Origin of the sequence: Actinoplanes sp. M2I2 (assembly GCF_023544445.1) — a bacterium.
Taxonomy (GTDB): Bacteria; Actinomycetota; Actinomycetes; order Mycobacteriales; family Micromonosporaceae; genus Actinoplanes.
The window spans coordinates 62,493-81,769 of record NZ_JALPVJ010000021.1 but is presented as its reverse complement, the minus strand read 5'-3'; the positions used below and the strand labels follow the sequence as shown (position 1 = coordinate 81,769).

The 19,277-nt window shown below is 71.9% G+C and carries 17 protein-coding genes; 7 read left to right on the top strand and 10 right to left on the bottom strand.

The annotated features are described in order from the left end of the window. Positions 1-7 precede the first annotated feature (7 nt). Genes HJC40_RS35085 through HJC40_RS35070 form a run of 4 tightly spaced genes read left to right on the top strand, consistent with a single transcriptional unit; the run spans position 8 to position 3,630 of the window. On the top strand, positions 8-1,264 hold the full coding sequence (locus tag HJC40_RS35085; protein WP_250007736.1) for a nucleotide sugar dehydrogenase: 1,257 nt from the start codon (positions 8-10) through the stop codon (positions 1,262-1,264). Further along, the gene (locus tag HJC40_RS35080; RefSeq protein ID WP_250007812.1) at positions 1,264-1,983 is read left to right on the top strand and encodes a sugar transferase; all 720 of its coding nucleotides are present in this window, start codon (positions 1,264-1,266) and stop codon (positions 1,981-1,983) included. Before HJC40_RS35085 ends, HJC40_RS35080 begins: the two co-directional genes overlap by 1 nt. Further along, positions 1,973-3,025 (top strand): hypothetical protein, encoded by a 1,053-nt coding sequence (locus tag HJC40_RS35075; protein WP_250007735.1) that lies wholly within the window; start codon positions 1,973-1,975, stop codon positions 3,023-3,025. The genes HJC40_RS35080 and HJC40_RS35075 overlap by 11 nt, the downstream gene beginning before the upstream one ends. Positions 3,026-3,057: 32 nt before the next feature. Next, complete coding sequence (locus HJC40_RS35070) at positions 3,058-3,630, top strand: GNAT family N-acetyltransferase (RefSeq protein WP_250007734.1); 573 nt, start codon at positions 3,058-3,060, stop codon at positions 3,628-3,630. A 143-nt stretch (positions 3,631-3,773) separates the two neighbouring features. On the opposite strand, the gene HJC40_RS35065 is transcribed toward HJC40_RS35070, so the two are convergent. From HJC40_RS35065 to HJC40_RS35020, 10 genes are read right to left on the bottom strand one after another with little or no spacing between them, the layout of a single operon-like run. Next, on the bottom strand, positions 3,774-4,778 hold the full coding sequence (locus HJC40_RS35065) for a GNAT family N-acetyltransferase (RefSeq protein WP_250007733.1): 1,005 nt from the start codon (positions 4,776-4,778) through the stop codon (positions 3,774-3,776). A 2-nt stretch (positions 4,779-4,780) separates the two neighbouring features. Next, entirely contained in the window at positions 4,781-6,007 is a 1,227-nt protein-coding gene (locus HJC40_RS35060) for an FAD-dependent monooxygenase (RefSeq protein ID WP_250007732.1), read from the bottom strand. A 10-nt stretch (positions 6,008-6,017) separates the two neighbouring features. After that, a complete protein-coding gene (locus HJC40_RS35055; protein ID WP_250007731.1) occupies positions 6,018-7,031 on the bottom strand; it encodes a GNAT family N-acetyltransferase in 1,014 nt (337 codons plus the stop codon). A gap of 10 nt (positions 7,032-7,041) precedes the next feature. After that, entirely contained in the window at positions 7,042-8,166 is a 1,125-nt protein-coding gene (locus HJC40_RS35050) for a hypothetical protein (RefSeq protein WP_250007730.1), read from the bottom strand. Then, complete coding sequence (locus tag HJC40_RS35045) at positions 8,163-9,368, bottom strand: O-antigen ligase (protein ID WP_250007729.1); 1,206 nt, start codon at positions 9,366-9,368, stop codon at positions 8,163-8,165. The genes HJC40_RS35050 and HJC40_RS35045 overlap by 4 nt, the downstream gene beginning before the upstream one ends. Further along, complete coding sequence (locus HJC40_RS35040) at positions 9,365-10,651, bottom strand: lipopolysaccharide biosynthesis protein (RefSeq protein ID WP_250007728.1); 1,287 nt, start codon at positions 10,649-10,651, stop codon at positions 9,365-9,367. Before HJC40_RS35040 ends, HJC40_RS35045 begins: the two co-directional genes overlap by 4 nt. Next, positions 10,644-12,206, bottom strand: coding sequence for a polysaccharide biosynthesis tyrosine autokinase (locus HJC40_RS35035; RefSeq protein ID WP_250007727.1), 1,563 nt, complete (start codon positions 12,204-12,206; stop codon positions 10,644-10,646). The genes HJC40_RS35040 and HJC40_RS35035 overlap by 8 nt, the downstream gene beginning before the upstream one ends. A 17-nt stretch (positions 12,207-12,223) precedes the next feature. After that, positions 12,224-13,438: a glycosyltransferase family 4 protein gene (locus HJC40_RS35030; RefSeq protein WP_250007726.1), complete on the bottom strand. Its 1,215-nt coding sequence runs from the start codon at positions 13,436-13,438 to the stop codon at positions 12,224-12,226. A 7-nt stretch (positions 13,439-13,445) separates the two neighbouring features. Then, positions 13,446-14,588, bottom strand: coding sequence for an aminotransferase class I/II-fold pyridoxal phosphate-dependent enzyme (locus HJC40_RS35025; RefSeq protein ID WP_250007724.1), 1,143 nt, complete (start codon positions 14,586-14,588; stop codon positions 13,446-13,448). Then, positions 14,581-15,351, bottom strand: coding sequence for a polysaccharide deacetylase family protein (locus tag HJC40_RS35020; RefSeq protein ID WP_250007723.1), 771 nt, complete (start codon positions 15,349-15,351; stop codon positions 14,581-14,583). The genes HJC40_RS35025 and HJC40_RS35020 overlap by 8 nt, the downstream gene beginning before the upstream one ends. 181 nt (positions 15,352-15,532) lie before the next feature. On the opposite strand from HJC40_RS35020, the gene HJC40_RS35015 reads away from it, so the two are divergent. The 3 genes from HJC40_RS35015 (at position 15,533) to HJC40_RS35005 (ending at position 19,160) form a co-directional block, all read left to right on the top strand. After that, the gene (locus HJC40_RS35015) at positions 15,533-16,543 is read left to right on the top strand and encodes a GNAT family N-acetyltransferase (protein ID WP_250007722.1); all 1,011 of its coding nucleotides are present in this window, start codon (positions 15,533-15,535) and stop codon (positions 16,541-16,543) included. 299 nt (positions 16,544-16,842) lie between these two features. After that, positions 16,843-17,790, top strand: coding sequence for a ferritin-like domain-containing protein (locus HJC40_RS35010; RefSeq protein WP_250007721.1), 948 nt, complete (start codon positions 16,843-16,845; stop codon positions 17,788-17,790). Between the two features lie 107 nt (positions 17,791-17,897). After that, positions 17,898-19,160, top strand: a complete 1,263-nt coding sequence (locus HJC40_RS35005; protein WP_250007720.1) for an Nramp family divalent metal transporter — start codon at positions 17,898-17,900, stop codon at positions 19,158-19,160. Positions 19,161-19,277: the final 117 nt, after the last annotated feature.

The following is a 19,277-nucleotide window of genomic DNA, read 5'->3' as shown; positions in this document are numbered from 1 at the left end:
AGCCCTCATGCGGGTCGTCATCGTCGGTCAGGGATACGTGGGGCTGCCGCTGGCCGTCCGCGCCGCCCAGGTCGGCCACAGCGTCGTCGGCTTCGACGTCGACGGCGATCGGATCAAACGGCTCGCCGCCGGTGAGTCCTACGTGGACGACGTGTCCTCGGCCGAACTGCGCGAGCTGCTCGACGCCGGCACGTTCCAGCCCTCGGCCGACCCGCGCTCGTGTGCGGGCTTCGACATCGCGGTCATCGCCGTGCCCACCCCGCTGCGCGAGGGCGCCCCCGACCTGAAGTACATCGAGGAGTCGGCCCGCACGCTGGCCCGCTATCTGCGGCCGGGCGCGACCGTGGCGCTCGAGTCGACCACCTATCCGGGCACGACGACCGACCTGGTGGCCCCGCTGCTCGAGGACGGCTCCGGGCTCATCGCCGGCGCCGACTTCCACCTGGGCTACAGCCCCGAGCGCATCGACCCCGGCAACCGCGAGTTCTCGCTGGCGACCACGCCCAAGGTGGTCTCCGGCATCAACGCGGTCTCGCTGAAGCACATCGACGCGTTCTACAGCTCGGTCGTCGACCGGACAGTGCCGGTCTCCGACTGCAAGGTGGCCGAGCTGGCCAAGCTGCTGGAGAACACGTTCCGGCACGTCAACATCGCGCTCGTCAACGAGCTGGCGGTCTTCGCGCACGACCTGGGCATCGACGTCTGGGAGGCGATCGACGCCGCATCCTCCAAGCCGTTCGGCTACCTGCGCTTCGTGCCCGGCCCCGGCGTCGGGGGCCACTGCCTGCCGATCGACCCGTCGTACCTGTCCTGGCGGGTGCAGCGCACGCTCGGGCAGAGCTTCCGGTTCGTCGAGCTGGCCAACGACATCAACAACCACATGCCCGACTACGTCATCCGGCGGCTCGTGTCCGCGCTCAACGAGCGCCGCAAACCGGTCAACGGCTCGACGGTGCTGCTGCTCGGCCTGGCCTACAAGAAGAACAGCGGCGACGCACGCGAGTCGCCGGCCCGGCGGGTGGCGTCGCTGCTGCTCGACATGGGCGCCGAGGTACGCGCGGCCGACCCCCACGTGGTCGAGGACGCGCAGATCGACCGGCGGGTGACCCGGGTGTCGCTGACCGCCGAGGAACTCGCCGCGGCCGACGCCGTCGTGCTGCTGGCCGACCACGACGCCTTCGACCTCGACCTGGTCGCCGCGAACGCCCCGTACGTGCTGGACACCCGTCACCGCCTGACCGGACCCACCGTGGAGTCGCTGTGATGCTCGTACGCCCGCTCTGGGATCTCGCCAACCGCCTGATCGCCGCCGTCGCCCTCCTCCTGCTGTCCCCGGTCCTGGTCGCGGTCGCGCTGTGGATCCGGATCGCCGACGGTCCCGGCATCCTGTTCGTGCAGGAGCGGGCCGGGCTGCGCGGACGGCCGTTCCGGATGTTGAAGTTCCGCTCGATGGTGCACGGCTCGGTGGCCCAAAGCGCCGCGCTCGGCATCGACGACCCGTTCGGCCTGGTCGAGAACGACCCGCGGATCACCGCGTGCGGCCGCTTCCTGCGGCGCACCTCGCTCGACGAGCTGCCCCAGCTGCTCAACGTGCTGACCGGCCGGATGTTGCTCGTCGGCCCCCGGCCCGACGTGCTGCCCCAGGTGGCCCACTACTCGCCGATCGACGCCCGCCGGCTCGAGGTGAAGCCCGGCATCACCGGCTGGGCGCAGGTCAACGGGCGCGACGACATCGACTGGCCGCAGCGTTTCATCCTCGACCGGTGGTACGTCGACAACTGGTCACCCACGCTCGACCTGCGCATCCTCTGGCGTACCGTCGCCGACCTGCGCCGCGGCGAGCCACCCGTCCACGTCGACACCCTCAACATCGACCGCGCCCGCGAGGACGCCGTCCACCTCGACCTTCCCGCGCAACGCGAAGGCGTCGTCCCGGCGCAGCGTGAGGGCGAGCCGGCGCGGAACACGAGCCGTGCCGCCTGAGGTCGGCGAGATCGGCTCCGAGTTCCACTGGGACCCGGCCGTTCTGCTCAGCAAGGAGGCCACGCCGCCGCTGCTTCCCGCCGGGCATCAGCTCTACGCGACCGGTTGCGGGGCGATGAGCGCGCTGCTGCGCCGGCTGGCCCGGCCCGGTCGCCTGCACGTCCCGTCGTTCTTCTGCATGGGGGTGGCCGAGGCGCTCAGCCAGGACATGCCCCTGGCCTGGTACCAGCACCTGCCCGGCGACGGCCCTCGCTGGGAGACGGTGCACGCCGGCCCCGGCGACGTCGTGCTGGCCCAGAACCTGTTCGGCCGCGAGGACGGCGCCGGCTGGCGCGGCTGGATCGACGCGCACCCGGACGTGACCGTCCTCGAGGACCATTCCCACGACCCTTTCAGCCCGTGGGCCCGGAGCAGCACGGCCCCGTACGCCGTGGCGTCGCTCCGCAAGACCCTGCCGGTGCCCGACGGCGCCGTGCTCTGGTCGCCGCGCGGCCTCGACGTGCCCGCCCCGGCCGGGCCGGGCAACGAGGGCAGCGACCTCAAGCTGACCGCCATGCTGCTCAAGGCCGCCTGGCTCGACGGCCGGCCGGTCGCCAAGGACACGTTCCGGACCCTGCAACAGCGGGGCGAACAGGCCCTGCTGGGCAGCGACGCCCCGCCCGGCGCCTTCACCTCGGCCGTGCTGCCGCTGCTCGACATCGCCGGCCTGCGCGCGGCCGCCACCGGCAACGTCCGAGCCCTGGAGTCGCTGCTGCCCGGGGTTTCCGCCGGCGCCCGCGGACCCGCCGGCGCGGCGCCGTTCCGGGTTCAGCTGTTCTGCGCCGACCAGGTGTCCCGCGACGAGCTGCTGGCCCACCTGGCCCGCCACGGCATCTTCGCCCCGGTGCACTGGCGGCAGGACCGGCACGGCTTCTCCAGCGGCGACGACGAGGCGGCCGACCGGGCCGAACGCATCCTGACCCTGCCGGTCGACCACCGCTGCGGACCGGCCGAGATCAGCCGGATGGCGGGCGTCCTGTCGGCCTTCGGAGCCCGTGTGTGAGGATCGGGGCGACCACGTGGAGGGAGCTCACGATGTCCGACCTGGACGGGTATGCCACGTCGCTGTTGCGGGGCCGGCTGGTGCGTCTGCGCGCGCTGCGCGACGACGACCTGCCGCAGCTGGTGCAGTGGTGGAACGACCCCGAAACCATGGTGCTGCAGCAGCACCGGGTGCTGCCCGGGCCCGAGGCCGCTCTCACCGAGATGTTCCGTGCCTGGAGCGCCAACAAGGACGACAGCGGCGCCGGCTTCAGCATCGAGACCCACGACGGCGAGCTGGTCGGGCACGTCACGATGTGGGGCATCAAGCCGCGGACCCGGATTGCCACGCTGGCCATCATCATCGGCCTCCCGCACGCCGGCCGCGGCTACGGCACCGACACGCTCGACGTGGCCCTGCGGTACGCCTTCGACGAGCTCGCCGTCAACAAGGTCGAGCTGCAGGTGTGGGCCTTCAACAGCCGGGCCGTGCACGTCTACGAGAAGGTCGGCTTCGTCGAGGAGGGCCGCCGCCGCGCCGCCGCGTACCACCGGTCGGCTTTCCACGACGAGGTCCTCATGGGGATGCTGCGCGACGAGTTCGAGCGCCGCCCCGCCACGACCTGACGCCGGACGTTCCGCCAGCAGGCCGAAGCCGGACAGGAGACCGCGCAGGTGTGCGGCGTCGTGGTGGCGGCGGTCGAGTCCCGCCATGCGCCGCACTGTAACGCCCGCCGGCTCGGGGGTGGAGCCGGCGAGCGCTACCGGGATCAGCGGTAGGGCGGGAAACGGCCGGTCAGTGATTCCGGGGTGGGGGTGCCCGCGAGCTTCTCGAAAGCCCGCGCGTCGGCGATGACCCGCCACGTGTGGAACGGCTGGCGGCCGGCGGCGAACTGGGACTTGTAGCGGAACAGCGAATCAGCTGCGCCCCCGACGCCGCCGCCGAGGTGGTAGACCGTGTTGCCCTGCTCGCGGCCCCAGGTGCGCACCGCGTGGTAGAGCAGCTTGTCGGCGTGGTGGATCGGGGCGTCGGCGGTGGACTGCAGGTGGGTGTGCATCATCCCGCCGTACGCGAAGAAGAGGTTGCCCCCGAGAACCCGGCCGTCCAGGACGGCGACCGCGAGGTGGGCGTGGTCGCGCAGGGCGGTGCGCAACTCGGCGAAGTAGTCGGCGCCGAAGAAGTAGAAATCGGTCGCCCCCACCCGGCGCATGGTCGCGTGGTAGGTCTCGACCCAGGCGTCGAGCAGCGCCCAGTCGTCGAAGACGATCTCGACGCCCGCGCGGGTGGCCTTGTTGATCTGGTTGCGGTGGCTCCGGTGGGTCTGCGACCAGATCTCGTCCGCGCTCAGCGTGAGGTCGATCGACACCGTCTCGCCGTGGGTCACCAGCGTCCCGGCCGATTGCAGCGCGGTCGGGAAGTGCGGGAGCAGCGGGTGCAGGCGGGCGAAGACGGTGACCACGCCCTGGGTGCACAGCATCTCGGTCATCGCGCCGGCCGCGCGCGACCAGAAGGCGGCGTCGTCGCTGCCCACCGGGCCCGGATAACCGTACGGGGAGGTCGCGTCCTGCAGGTCGGTGTCGGGAACCGGCCTCAGCAGCAGGGGGACCAGCAGGACGCGTCCCGCCTCGGCGTATCGGAAAGCCACCGGCGTGCCACCGGTCAGGCCGGCGTCGAGCCGTACGTACTCGGGGGCGTGGTAGATGTCGTGCCGGACCCGGCCGAGTGCCTCCTTCCAAACCGGGTCCTCGGGTGACAGCAGTGCAGCATCGGCCATGGTCAACCTCCCGTGGGTAGGGGCGCCGCCCGGGCGGACGGCGCCGAGGCCACGCCGGGGCGGCGGCGTGCCCTGGTCCGTCGTCGTGCGCTCAGGGCCCACCGAAGCATGGCCCGGGGGACCGCCTGCTGGGTAGCCCGGTGGAGCAGATAACGCCATAGTGGATATTCGCCCCGGCGGTCGGACAGCGCGTAGGAGAACCGGATCGACGGCAACGCGGCGTGGTCGGGCATCCGCTCGAACCATTCGCTGCTGGCCAGGGCGGCCCGTTGCAGCGGGGCCAGGGCGGCGCGGCGGCGATGCTCGTACCGTTCCAGGGCCGGGGCCAGCGGTCCGTCCTCGGCCACGGCGTCGGCCAGCGCCATCGCGTCCTGTATCGCCAGCTTGGTGCCCGAGCCGATGGCGAAGTGGGTGGTGTGCGCGGCGTCGCCCATCAGCACCACGTTGCCGTTGTCCCAGCGCTGGTTGGTGACCCGGCGGAAGTTCATCCACCCGGTGCCGCCGGAGTCCGCCCGGTGGTCGACCAGTCGCTGCCCGTCCAGGTGGGCGGCGAAGATCGTTTCGAGGCGGGCGCAACCGGCCGCGGCGTCCAGCCGGTCGAGCTCGAGCGCAGCCCAGGTCGCAGGGGTGCACTCGACGATGAACGTGCTCGTGGTCGAGTCGAACGGGTAGGCGTGGAACCAGATCCAGCCGGCGTGGGTGTGCTCGAAGCCGAACGTGAAGGTGCGGAAGACGTGCGAGGTGCCCAGCCAGATGTACTTGTTGCCGCCCAGGGCGACCTCGGTGCCGAAGTGCGACGCGTCGAGCGAGCGCAGGCTGCTGCCGGCGCCGTCGGCCGCGACGACCAGGTCGGCGTCCGAGAAGTCGGTGACCGGCGACGACCACCGGACGTCGACGCCGAGCGAGAGCGCCCGCGCCTCCAGGATCGACAGCAGCCGGTGCCGGCCCAGGCTGAAGCCGTACCCCGGCAGGTGGGTGACCTCCTTGCCGGTGGCCCGCACCTCGTACTCGTCCCACTGGCGGGCCGCGTCCCAGATCTGCCGCGCGCTGACCGGGTCGTAGGCGAACAGATCGTCGAGCAGGTCGTCCCAGAAGACGACGCCCCAGCCGTACGTGACCCCGCGCGGGTTGCGTTCGATCACGGTGACCTCGTTGGCCGGGTCGGCCAGCTTGGCCAGCACGGCGAAGTACAGGCCGGCGGGGCCGCCGCCGACACAGGTGATCCGCATGGCGGTGCTCCTAACGGTAGGGCGGGAAGGTGCCGGACTCGTCGGTGTCCCGGCCGGCGGCGGAGACCAGATCGTCGTACGCCATCCGGTCGGTCACGACGCGCCAGGTGTGGAACGGGTGCCGCCGCGGCGAGAACCCGGCCTTGTACGAGAACAGCGAGTCCTCCTGGCCGCCCTTGCCCCCGCCGAGGTGGAAGACGGTGTCGCCGCGCGCCTTGCACCAGCGCCGGACCTCGTCGTAGAGCAGCTCGTCGGCGTACCTCTTGGGCGCCCGCCGGGTCGACGAGACGTAGCCGGTGGCGATGCCGTCGTGCTCGAAGAACGTGTTGCCGCCGACCACCTCGCCGTCCTCGAGCGCGACGGCCAGGTGCATCCGGTCACCCATCGTGTCGTGCAGGGCGGCCAGGTGCTCGCGGGTGAAGAAGTAGTAGCCGGTGGCCCCGACCCGGCGCATGTTGTCGTGGTAGACCTCGACCCAGTCGCCGAGCCGGTCCCAGTCGTCGAAGACCACCTCGGTGCCGGCCCGGCGGGCGCGGTTGATGTGGTTGCGGTGGTCGCTGCGGGTCTGCTTCCACATCTCGTCGAGGCTGACCGTGAGGTCCATCGAGACGGTCTCGCCGTGGTGCACCATCGTGCCGAAGCGGCTGAGCAGCGGCAGCGGCGCGGGCAGCAGCGGGTGCATGCGGACGAAGGCGGTCACGACGCCCGCGTCCCGCAGTGTCTCGAGCATCGCCACGCAGGCCCGCTCCCAGAAGTCGCTGTCGCCGGGCATCGCGTCGCTGACCGGGCCCGGATATCCGTACGGGGACAGGCCGTCGCGCAGGCCGGTGCCCGGGATGTCGCGCAGGATCAGCGGCAGCAGCAGGTGCCGGTCGCCGTCGGAATACCAGAACGCGGCTGCCGTGCCGGAGGAGAGCGCCGCGTCGAGCGTGACGTAACCGGGCAGGTGGTAGGTGTCGTGCCGGGTACGGTGCAGGGCCTCCTTCCATTCCCGGGCCGCCGGTCCCACGAGCGCTGCGGTCATGCTGTTTCTCCTAACGGGAGCCCAGGATCCGGGCGTTGAGCGCCATGTTGGCGGCGAACTGGTCGTTGACGACCTGGTGGCCCTCCAGCCGTTGCTGGACGCCCGGGTCGGAGCGGCCGAGCTTGACGAACCCGTCGGAGAACCACCCGTTGTCGGAGCCGCTGCCGTCCACATAGGCCCGGTAGGTGGTGCCGCCCGGCCAGATGACGCGGGTCAGCAGGCGGGAGAACGCCGCCAGGTCGGCCGGCGTCCAGGTGGTGCCCCGGTCGCGGGCCTCGACGACGTACGCCAGGACGCCGTTGGCGTGGCTGACGTCCTGGCCCGGCCGCTCGGCCGAACCCCACACGTCGCTCCAGAAGTAGGCGGTGGGCTCGGCCTCGTTGCGGCGCAGCTGCTGGCGCAACCCGCCGCTGTGCCCGGGCACGTGCTGGTCGACGTCGGTGACGACCGTCCGGCAGCGTTGCTTGCGACCCGGGTCGGCGGTGAGCCGCCCGAGCTGGAGCGCGATGAGCGCCCAGTGTGACGCCATGTGGGTGCGCTCCCGATAGATCGTGTCCTCGGGCCCGCGCGCGTGCCACTTGTCGAAGACGTTCCTCTCGGCGAAGGCGAGCAGGCGGTCGTAGCGGGCGCGGTAGCGGGCATCGCCGTACACGGAAGCGTTCTCCCGCATGGCCACGAGCAGCGCCGTGCCGTACCGCCAGAAGTAGCTCTCGTAGAGCGGAACTTCGTCGCCGTCCTCGTTGGCCGACGTCCACCCCAGGTAGCCGCCGCGCTTCGAGGTGGCCGAAGCGGTCACGTTCTCGACGAACTGCAACGCCCGGTCGAGATAACGCCGTTCGCCGGTGGCCCGGAACATCGCCACGCAGGCGTCCACCGTGTAGGAGAGCTCGTAGTGGTCCCAGCTGTCACCCGAGCGGCTCAGCGGCAGCCCCACCTCGGCCTGGTAGTCCCAGCCGCGCAGGAACACGCCGGCCCAGTGGCTGACCGGCTTGAGCTCGGCCGCCTTGACCGAGGCCTCGGGCGCGGCCGGCAGGGGCATCAACGCGGTGGGCGTCTCCTCTTCTCCAGGCGTGCAGGCGGCGAGCGAGCCGAGCGCGGCCAGCAGCAACGCCCGGCGGCTGATGGGGGCGGTCATGCCGGTACCTCCTCGGGAACACGGGCGGGGACCGCCGCCGCGGCCGCGGCCAGCGCCGCGAACAGCCAGGCGAGCCGGGAGTCGTAGTAGTCGCCGGAGAACAGGCTGCTCAGCCCGACGAAGACCGCGGCCGCGACGGCCAGGCCGGTCAGCTGCGGGCGGAGGCCGCCCCCGCGCACGGTCGTGGTCCACAGCAGCACCGCGGCGGTCAGCAGGCCGATGCCGATCAGACCGCCCTCGGCGGCCACCCCGAGCACGTAGTTGTGCGGGTACTCGACGAACTGGTTGATGCCGATGTACCCGTAGAAGCCGTCCAGCCCGGCGCCGGCGATCGGGTGCTCGAGCGCGAGCCGCCACGCCGCCGCCCAGATGTCGGTGCGGTCGGAGAGATAGCGCTCCTGCACGGTCTGTTCGACGAATCGTTCCTGGAACAGGCTGGTGAACGCGGGCGGCGCGAACGCGGCGATCGTGGCCACCGCGACGGCCACGAAAGCGAACGCGCCGGCGATCGCCCCCGGGTGCAGCCGGCGCCGGATCTTGAAAAGCGCCACCGCGCCCACGGCCGCGCCGGCCAGCAGCCCGGCGCGCGAGCCGGACAGCACGGCGGCCAGACCGAACAGCGGGGTGGCGAGCAGCGGCAGCAGGCGGCGGTGGAACAGGGCCAGCGCCACCGCGCTGATGATGCCCAGGATCTCGATGCGGACGAACACGTTGGGGCCGCCGCCGAAGGCCGAGTACCGGCCCTGCTCACCGGGCCCGTTGATGAACAGCGCGGCCAGCGCGAAGACGATCGCGGCCAGGTAGAACAGCAGGAACGCCGTGCGGACGACCGTTTCCGGGTCGCCCACCGCGTACAGGTAGAAGATGAGGACCAGGGCGCCCATCAGCACCAGGTCGAGCGTCTGCGGTCCGACCCGGGAGGCGGCCGGCGCCCACAGGCCCGAGGCGATCTGGAAGAGGAAGAACAGCAGGGTGGCGACCAGCCAGCCCTCCCGCCGGTCCTGCGTCACCAGCGGGCGGGGGCGCCGGGAGATGTCGACGAGCAGCACGGCCAGCGCGACGAGCAGGCCCGCCACCCGCAGGTCGACCCAGGCCAGATCGGTGTAGCCGGCCCGGTCGAGGGTGAACCGCCCGCCGATGGCCACCAGGATCAGGATCAGCCCGGGGGCCAGGAAGACCCGGGGGGCCGGCAGCCAGCTCATCGCCGGTCACCGGTGAGCCGATGGGCGACGAGCGCGAACAGCAGGCAGGAGCCGTAGCCGATCAGCGATCCGTAGGCCGCGCCGAGGATGCCGAACGGCGGGATAAGCGAGAGGTACGCGACGAAGCTGACGACGAAGCCGGTGATCTCGGCCGCCGACACCAGGCTGCCGCGGCCCTTGGCGATGAGCAGGCCGAGGGTCACGCGGGAGATCGCGTAGAGACCGGCCGCGGCGACCAGCGGCACGATCACCGCGCGGGCCGCCGCGTAGTCCTCACCGAAGACCGGGACGATGAGCAGGTAGAGCCCGCCGGCGGCGATCGGCGCGACCACGAGGCAGTAGAGGGCGACGGCCAGCAGGATCGGGCGAGCGGCCAGGCCACCGTCCTGGTGGGCCTTGCGCCACCGGCCCAGACGCGAGTCGGCGTACGCCCGGATCGGCCAGGCCAGCAGCTCGGTCATCGTGGCCACGGCGGCGTAGAGCCCGAGCGCGGAGGTCGAGGCCAGCGCCGGCAGCGCGAGGCGGTCCGAGCGCAGCATGGCCATGTTCGAGATGGCCGCGGGGAAGAGCGCCAGCCCCTCCTTGCGGACGAGGCGGTTGCGGTCGGGCAGTCCGGGGCCGTCCGGGGCGGGCCCGCGCAGCCACCGGACGATGTAGAGGGCGGTGGGCACCAGGCCGGCGACGAGGTAGGCGATGATCCACAGCGCCGGCGTCGTCGTGCCGGCCAGGTAGAGCACGACCAGCAGGCCGAGCAGCAGCAGCGCCTCGACGACCCGGGAGACCAGGAAGTCGCCGACCCGGCCAGCCGCGATCGCGATCGCCCGGGTGGCCAGCCCGGCCGCCTCGACCAGGGTGTAGAGGACGATCAGCCCGACCACCAGCAGGCCCGGGTTGAACCGCTCGGGCGCGACGATCTCGAACCCGACGGCCAGCACGACCCCGGCCGTGCACGGGATGATCAACAGCTTCGCGTACGCCCGGACGGCCGCGCCGGGGGCGATCTCGTGATAGCCGGCCACGAAGCTGCGCTCGGTGCCCAGCAACAGGAACTGGGTGGCCAGATAGACGACCTGGAGCATCAGCGCGACCTCGCCGCGGTGCGCGGGCGCCAGGGCCCGGACCATGAGGATGTTCGCGACGAAGGCCACCCCGCCGGTCAGCAGCTGTGAGGCGAAGAGCTGGACGAACGGCTCGCGCAGCCGGTCGCGGACCCAGACGGTCGCGCCGGGCCGCGGTGGTGGGGCGACCTCCACCGCGGGACGCTCCGTCCGGAGCTCACTCATCCGTGCCCTCCACGACGCCGCTGCCGTTGATCGGGATCTTCTGGGTCGTGATGCCGTCGACCGGCACGAAGGCGATCTTCTGCGTGGTGGCGGCCTCGTCCGAGTCCACCGGCGGCCGCTGCCGGACGACCGAACGGGTGGTCCGGGTGACGGTCGCCTTGCCGCCGACCGGGTTGGCCGGCGATGCGGGCTCGGAGCTCCCGCCGAGCAGCGTGGTGACCAGACCGTCGGTGTCGAGCGGCGCCGGGACGGGTCGCGCGGGCGCCGCCTCGGTCGGCAGCCGGCGCGGCAGGGCGTTGAGGACGGCCCCGACGAGCCGGGCGCCGATCCGCTCGAGCAGGTCGGTCGAGCGCTGCACGTCCACCGTGCGGGTGCGGTTGGCCCGCACCACCAGCAGCGTGCCGTCGGTGACCTTGCCCAGCACGGCCGCGTCGGCCACGCCGTGCAGCGGCGGGGCGTCGACCAGCACGACGTCGAAGCGGGTGGTCAGCTCGCGGACGGTCGCCGCGAGCCGGGGGGAGGCCAGGACCTCACCCGGGTCGGGCCGCCGGTCGCCCGGCGGCAGCACGGTGAGGCGTCCGCCGAGCGGGTCGCGGAGCACGTCACCGATCTCGGCCCGCCCGGCCAGCACGTCGGTCAGGCCCGGCCCGCCGTCCATCGCGAGGTAGCGGCCCACGCCGGGCGAGCGCAGGTTCGCGTCGACCAGAAGCACCCGCGCGCCGGTCTCGGCCATGGCGATCGCCAGGCCGCAGGCGACCGCGGTGGTGCCCTCCTTGGGGTTGGCCGCGGTCAGCATCAGCGCCGTGCCCCGGGCGTTCCCGCTGCGCAGGGCCGACACCTCGGGCAGCAGGCTGCGCAGCCGCCGGAATCCCTCGGCGATGGCCGAGTCGGCCTGCCCCGACCGGGCCCAGCGCCCGGTCAGCGAGATGACGCCGACCGTGCCGATGCCCAGCCGGCGCAGGTCGTCCTCCTCGGCGACGGTCTTGCGGGTCGCCTCGCGCACCGCGACCGCGACGCCACCCAGCAGGAGTCCGAGCACGGCCGAGAAACCCACGTCGCGCACCAGGGTGCCCGGCTCCTGGGTGGTCACCGACTCCTGCGCGACGGTGATCTGCGGCGGCGGCCCGTCGTCGGCCGCGACCGGCGGGTCGAGCTTCTTGGCCAGCGCCACCAGGGCCGAGGTGGCGCTGGTGACCATCGTGCGGCTGCGCTCGGCCGAGGGGTCGGTGGCCGTGACGACCAGCAGGTCGGTGCCCGCCTGGACCTCGGCCGACAGGCTCTGGCGGACCTGGTCGGCCGAGGCGGGCGCGCCCAGCTTGGTGGCCACGCTCTGCGCCACCCGAGGTCCGGTCAGCAGGGTGATGTACGAGTTGAGGCGGCTCGCCTTGGCGTCCGGGTCCCCCGATCCGGTGGTCACGAACAGGATCATCGACGACCGGTACGCCGGTTCCCGGGTGAGCGACAACCCGGCCGCCACCCCCATGGCCAGCAGGATCGGCACGACGATCCAGACCCAGCGGCGGCGGCACGCCCGCACGTACTCGCGCAGTTCCACGCTCTCAACTCCCGGCTTCAGTGGCGGTCGGCGGCCCGGTCCAGGACCTGGGCGAAACGGTCGAAGAGCAGGTCGCGGGAGAACTGCTCGACGGCCAGCCGGTGGGCGGCGGCGCGAGCCTGGGCCAGCCAGGACTCGTCGCGGCAGTACTTGACGAACTGCTGGCCGGCGTCGTCGGCGTCGACCGGGTCGAGCACCAGCCCGGCGCCGGTCCGGTCGAGCAGATCGGCCTGCCAGCCGCCGTAGTTGACGGCGATCGGGCGGCCGGCGGCGAGCGCGTCGAAGAACTTGTTGGCCGAGTTGTCCCACAGCGCGCGCAGCGGCCGGACGAAGCTGGTCGACATCGTCGCCGCGCCGAGGATCACCGGCAGCTCGGCCTTCGGCACCTTCTCCCACATGCGGACGGTGTCGTCCAGCAGCCCGAGCTCGGCCGCGAGCCGCTTGGTCGGCTCCCACTCCTTGCCGTGCCCGACGATGAGCACGCGGATCTCGGGGTCGAGCTCGCGCATCCGCTTCGCCGCGCGGACCAGATAGTCGACGCCGTTCACGGCGCCCAGCGCTCCGGTGTAGACGATCAGCGGCCGGTCGCCCAGCCACTCGTGCCGGCTCCGGAAGGCGGCCACCTCCGCGGGCGTGACCTCGAACAGGGCCAGGTCGGCGGCGTTGGGGATGACCGTGGTCGGGGTCGACGGGCGCCGGGCGACGACGCCCGCGGCCATGCCGGGGGAGAGGGCGATCACCTCGTCCGCGTGGCGGTAGGCGAAGTTCGCCAGCATCCCGGCCGCGCCGCGCAGCAGCGGGTTGCGCAGCGCGCCCATCTCGATCGGCACCTCGGGCCACAGGTCGCGCACCTCGAAGACGAACGGCGCCCGGCGCAGCTTCGACGCCAGGACACCCGGCACGGCGACGGTCAGCGGCGTGCTGGTGGCGAAGACGAGGTCGGCCTTCACGGACGCGGCCTTGGCCGTGGCCACGACCATGAACTGGGCGAAGGCCCGGATGCGGCGCGCGTACGACATGGAGTTGTTGTAGGGCACCGAATACCAGTGCACCCGGACGCCGTCGTCCTCGGTCAGCCGCCAGCCCGGCCGGTCGTGCTCGCCGGTGATGTCGGTGGTGATGACGTCGACCGTGTGACCGCGGGCGACCAGCCGGCGGGCCTGCTCGTACGAGCGGATGCCGCCGGCCATGCCCGGGTTGCAGTAGTACTGGTGGATGTAGACGATGTGCATGGCCCGGCTACCTGCTTTCCTCGGCGGCCACCGCGCGCACGGCGGCCACGACGCGGTCCCGGTCGTGCTCGGTGAGCGCGGAACCGCTGGGCAGGCACAGGCCGCGGTGGAACAGGTCGGTGCTGACCTCGCCGCCGCGCATCACGCAGTCGCGGAAGACCGGCTGCAGGTGCATCGGCTTCCAGGTCGGCCGGGCCTCGATGTCCTGGGCGGCCAGCCGTTCGAGGATCCGGTCGCGGCTCGCGCCGAACCGCTCGGCGTCGATGAGCAGGCAGGTGAGCCACCCGTTGGCCACGCCGTAGGAGGCCGCCGGCATGAAGCTGACACCGGGCAGATCGCCCAGCGCCTCCCGGTAGTGCCGGCCCGTCTCCTGGCGCGCGGCGATCATCGAGCCGAGCCGCTGGAGCTGGCCCCGCCCGACCGCGGCGAGCAGGTTGCTGAGCCGGTAGTTGTAGCCGACCGAGCGGTGCTCGTAGTGCGGGAAGGGCTCGCGGGCCTGGGTGGCGAGATGACGGGTCCGGGTGGCCACCCGCTCGTCGTCGGTGACGAGCATGCCGCCCCCGCCGGTCGTCATGATCTTGTTGCCGTTGAACGAGAGGACACCGGCCAGGCCGAACGACCCGGCCGGGCGGCCCCGATAGGTCGCGCCGAGCGCCTCGGCCGCGTCCTCGATCAGCGCGACGCCGTACCGGTCGCACGCGTCCACCAGCGGCTCGTAGTCGGCGCACTGGCCGTACATGTCCACGGCGATCACCGCCCGCGGCGGCCGGCCCTTGGCGCACCGCCTCTTCAGCTCCTCGGCGACCAGGGCCGGGTCGACGTTCCAGCTCTCGGTGGTGCTGTCGAGGAAGACCGGGCGGGCGCCCAGATACATCACCGCGTTGGCCGTGGCGGCGAAGGTGAACGACGGGACCAGGACGGTGTCGCCCCGCCGGACGCCGGCCGCGACCAGGGCCAGGTGCAGAGCCGCCGTACCGCTGCTCAGCGCGACCGCGTACCGGACTCCCACGATCTCGGCGACCTGCTGCTCGAACGCGTCGAGGTCGGGGCCCACCGGGGCGACCCAGTTGGAGTCGAACGCCTCCAGCAGCAGTTTGCGTTCGAGCTCGCCGACGTCCGGTGGGGACAGCCAGATGCGGGTCTCAGTCATGGACTCGGGTCCTCACTGCCCAGAGCGGCCAGGCCGGGTGCAGGCCCTGCCGGTTGATGGCCAGCGGGCTGTCGCCGGGGTGCATCGCCGGGCGCAGGGTGCTCGCGAAGCTGCGGTATCCCGCGCTCCGCGCGATCTCGAGGTCGCGCTCGCCGTAATCCACGGCCGGGTGCCCGTACGGCGCGGCGAAGTCCCGCACCTCGCGGCCGAGCTCATCCTCGATCTCCCGCTTGGAGTCGATCAGCTCGCGCGCCGCGTCGCCGTCGTCCTGGTCGGCCAGCCGCCGGTGGGTCACGGTGTGCGAGCCGACGTCGAAGCCGGCCGCGGCGATCGCCCGGCAGTCGTCCCAGGTGAGGTTGCCGGGGCGGCCGACGAGGCCGGTGGTGAGGAAGAACATCGCCGGGACGCCGAGCTCGCGCAGCAGCGGCACGACGACGTCCCGCCAGCTCGCGTGCCCGTCGTCGAACGAGAGGCAGAAGACCGGGCCGTGCAGGGGCCGCTCGCCGGCCAGGACGGCCAGCGCGTCGTCCCACGAGACCAGCGACCCGTGCCGGCGGAAGGTCAGCAGGTGACGGCGCAGGTCGCCGGCGTACTCGGGGAGCACGTCGTGGTAGAAGGGGAAATACAGTCCCGCAGTCCGCGGCAGCCGCCGGAACGCTCCCGCCGGCGCCAGGACGCGGCCCTGCACCCGAGGCCGGGCGCGGAGTTTGCTGCGCAGCTCGAGCTCGTTCAGGCGCTTCCTGATCAGAGTCGGGGACGGCATGGGCAACCCTCCGGTTCGCGGTCGGTGGAACGACCCTCGCAAATGCCGGCCGGTTGGCGTCAGTAGCAATTGTCATAGGGTATGTGAAACTTCTTCACGTCAATTTTTCGGCCCTTGCGGAATGCGTCGGCGGCGGCGCATCATCGCCTTTTCGGGGGCCCGGCCCCGCGGAGGGGGACGCATGCTGCGACTGCACCGGGTGACACCGGCGCCCGAGGTCTGGGCCGAGCGCGCCGGCTACGACGACCGGCTGATCTTCCACACCGAGCCGTGGTCGCGCTTCGTCGCCGAGGCGCAGCGGGCCGAGCCGGTGCTGGCCCGAGTCACCGACGGCACGACCACCGTCGGGCACTTCACCGGTCTGGTCACCAAGCGCTTCGGCCTGCGCATTCTCGGCAGCCCGATGGCCGGCTGGACCACCTCGTACGGGGGCTTCACCCTGGATCCGGCGGTGCCCCGGCGAGCCGCGCTGGAGGCCCTCCTGCCGTTCGCCTTCGACGACCTGGGCTGCGCCCATCTGGAGATCCGCGACCGCTTTCTGACCGCGGGCGATCTCGGCGGTCTGGGCCTGCGCTGGTCCGACGCGCCGACCGCGGTGATCGATCTGAGTCCCGGCGAGGACGCGTTGTTCGGCGCGATGGCGAGCGCGTGCCGGCGCAATATCCGCAAGGCCACCAAGAGCGGCGTGACCATCGAGGAGGTTGTCGCCGATCCGACATTCGCCGCCGATTTCTACGAGCAGTTACGCGACGTTTTCGCCAAGCAGAATCTGGTCCCCACCTATTCGATCGAGCGGGTCCGTTCGCTCATTCGCCACGTTGGACCGTCCGGCCAGTTGTTGCTGCTGCGGGCCCGCGACCCGGAGGGCCGGTGCATCGCCACGGCGATCCTGCCCTGGTATCACCGCACCATGTATTTCTGGGGCGGAGCCAGCTATCGGGAGCACCAGCACCTGCGTCCGAACGAGGCCCTGATCTGGCACGCGATGCGCTGGGCCAAGGCGCGCGGCGTCACCGAGTTCGACTTCGTGGGCGGTAACGCCTACAAAGCGAAATACGGCACGACCGAGGTTCCCGTCCCGTGGGCCCGCCGTTCCCGTTCGCCCCTGGTGGCCAATCTGCGAGACGCCGCCCAGCAGGGCTTCGCCCTCAAGCAGCGCGCCGTCGCCCGCCTCACCGGCGCCCGGGGCTGAGCCCGGGACTTCGATGCATCGCCGGGAATATCGCTGACCGGCTGACAGCGATCCGGTGTCCTCGTACGTTCGGTGAGTGCGCGAACGGCGCCGCTGAGCGATCGGAGTCAGTTCTCACCGGTGCGGCACTTCCAGCGGTACGGGACGTTCCGCCTCGACACTTCGGGTCACCCCTTCGCCGGTCCATCGGGGCCATCTCGTGGCGGAGCCGTGCCCTGATGAGGCGGCAGCCCCGCCGGCGCACACCCCTTCACGCCCGGACGACCGTGGGCGACAGAACCAGCACTGAGGAGCAACTCGTGTTCGGAAAGAAGCTCGTCGGGCAGATGATCAGCCGTAGCTCGGAGAACACCGAGGACCGGCGCCGCTTCCTGCAGAGCGCCGGCGCGCTCGGGCTCGGCATCGTCGGGGCCGGCGCCCTCGGCTCGGCTGCGGCCCAGGCCGACGTTCTCGGCTCGGCGGCGGCGCAGGCCGACGACGACGCCGGGCCCAGCGACGGCGCCGTCCTGAACTTCGCGCTCAACCTCGAATATCTCGAGGCCGAGTTCTACCAGTACGCCGTGCACGGCCGCGGCCTGGCCGACAGCATGACCACCGGAACCGGCCTTCGGGGCGGAGTCGTCGGCGGCAAGAAGGTGCCGTTCAAGACTCCCCGCATCCGGCAGTACGCGGCCGAGATCGCCGGCGACGAGCTGGCCCACGTCAAGTTCCTGCGCGGCGCGCTCGGCTCCGCGGCGGTCTCCCGGCCGGCCATCAACATTCGCGAGAGCTTCACGTACGCGGCGCGGGCGGCCAAGCTGATCGGGGCCAAGGACGTCTTCGACCCGTACGCCAACGAGAACAACTTCCTGCTCGCGGCGTTCCTGTTCGAGGACGTCGGCGTGACGGCCTACAAGGGCGCGGCACCGCTGATCACCAACAAGACCTACCTCGAGGCGGCCGCGGGCATCCTCTCGGTCGAGGCCTACCACGCCGCGACCATCCGCTCCTCGCTCTTCGAGAAGGACCTGGGCGCTCACGTCGCCAAGCTCTCCGGCGCCCGCAACATGCTCGACGGCTACGGCGACGAGGACCAGGGCATCGTCCGCGACCGCAGCGCCAACATCAACCCGACCGACAAGAACGGCATCGCGTTCAGCCGTTCCTACGACCGGGTCCTCAACATCGTCTACCTCAACCCCAACAAGGTCACCAAGGGCGGCTTCTACCCCAAGGGCGTCAACGGCCCCCTCAACACCAGCTCCTGACGAAACCAGTTTCTGAAGAAACAACTCCTGACGAACACAGTGGACGACGGGTCCGCCACGACGGCGGACCCGGGCGCCAGGGCACATGCGAGAAGGAGACACCCCGGATGGCCCAGACGCCGCCGATCACCTACGCCCTACCCCCGCTCGGCCGCCCCGGCATGGGACCGGCCCGGATCCGCGCGGCCACGGCTCTCGGCCCGGCGTTCGTCGCGGCCATCGCCTACGTCGACCCGGGCAACTTCGCCACCAACTTCGCCGGCGGGGCCAGCACCGGCTACCGGCTGATCTGGGTCGTGGTGCTGGCCAACCTGGTGGCGATGCCCATCCAGTTCATGTCGGCCAAGCTGGGCGTGGCCACCGGCCGCAGCCTGCCGCAGGTCTTCCGGGACACGTTCCCCGGCCCGCGATCCTGGGTGATGTGGGGTCAGGCCGAAGTCGTCGCCATGGCCACCGACCTGGCCGAGTTCGTCGGGGCCGCGATCGGGCTCTACCTGTTGTTCGGCATGCCGATGCCGCTGGCCGCCGCGGTCACCGCGGTGCTCGCCTTCGCGCTGCTCGTGCTGCAACGCCGCGGCTACCGCCCGTTCGAGCTGGCCATCGGCTCGCTGTTGTTCCTGATCTGCGCCGGCTTCCTCTACCTGGGGCTGCGCGTCCCGCCCTCGGCCTCCGGCAGCCTCGGCGGCCTGGTGCCCTCGATCGGCGGCGACCAGACGCTGCTGTTCGCGGTCGGCATCATCGGCGCCACCGTCATGCCCCACGCGATCTACCTGCATTCCGGCCTGATGTGCGGCCGCGCCGCCGGCAGCACGCCCGACGAGAAGCGCCGGCTGCTTCGCCTCGAGCGCGCCGACATCGCCATCGCCATGAGCCTGGCCGGCCTGGTCAACCTGAGCATGCTGGCCATCGCGGCCAAGCTGTTCCACACCGGCGACGGCGCCGCGGTCACCCTCGACGAGGTCCACGTGGGCCTGGACCGGATGGTCGGCGGCGGCGCCGCCCTGGCCTTCGCGGCGGCCCTGCTGGCCTCCGGGATCGCCTCCTCCAGCGTCGGCACCGCGGCCGGCCAGATGATCATGGACGGCTTCCTGCGCGCCCGGGTGCCCCTCACCCTGCGCCGCCTGATCACCATGGCCCCCGCGGTGGCCCTGCTCTGCTCCGGCGTGGACCCCACCCAGGCGCTGGTGCTGAGCCAGGTGGTCCTCTCCTTCGGCATCCCCTTCGCGCTGGTGGCCCTGCTGATCCTGACCAGTCGCCGCAGCCTGATGGGCGAACACGTCAACAGTCGCTTCACCATCGTCTGCATGTCCGCCGTGGTGGCCGTCCTGAGCGGACTGAACCTGCTGCTCCTGGGCCAGCAGTTCCTCTGACACCACAGCAGGGATCTGTTCTGAGCTGCCGGAGCGGTGCGATCTCCTTTCACCGGCGCCGGGTCGTCCCCGCCGACCGCGGCCAGACTTCGACGCCGGGCAGGGGCTGTGGAGGTG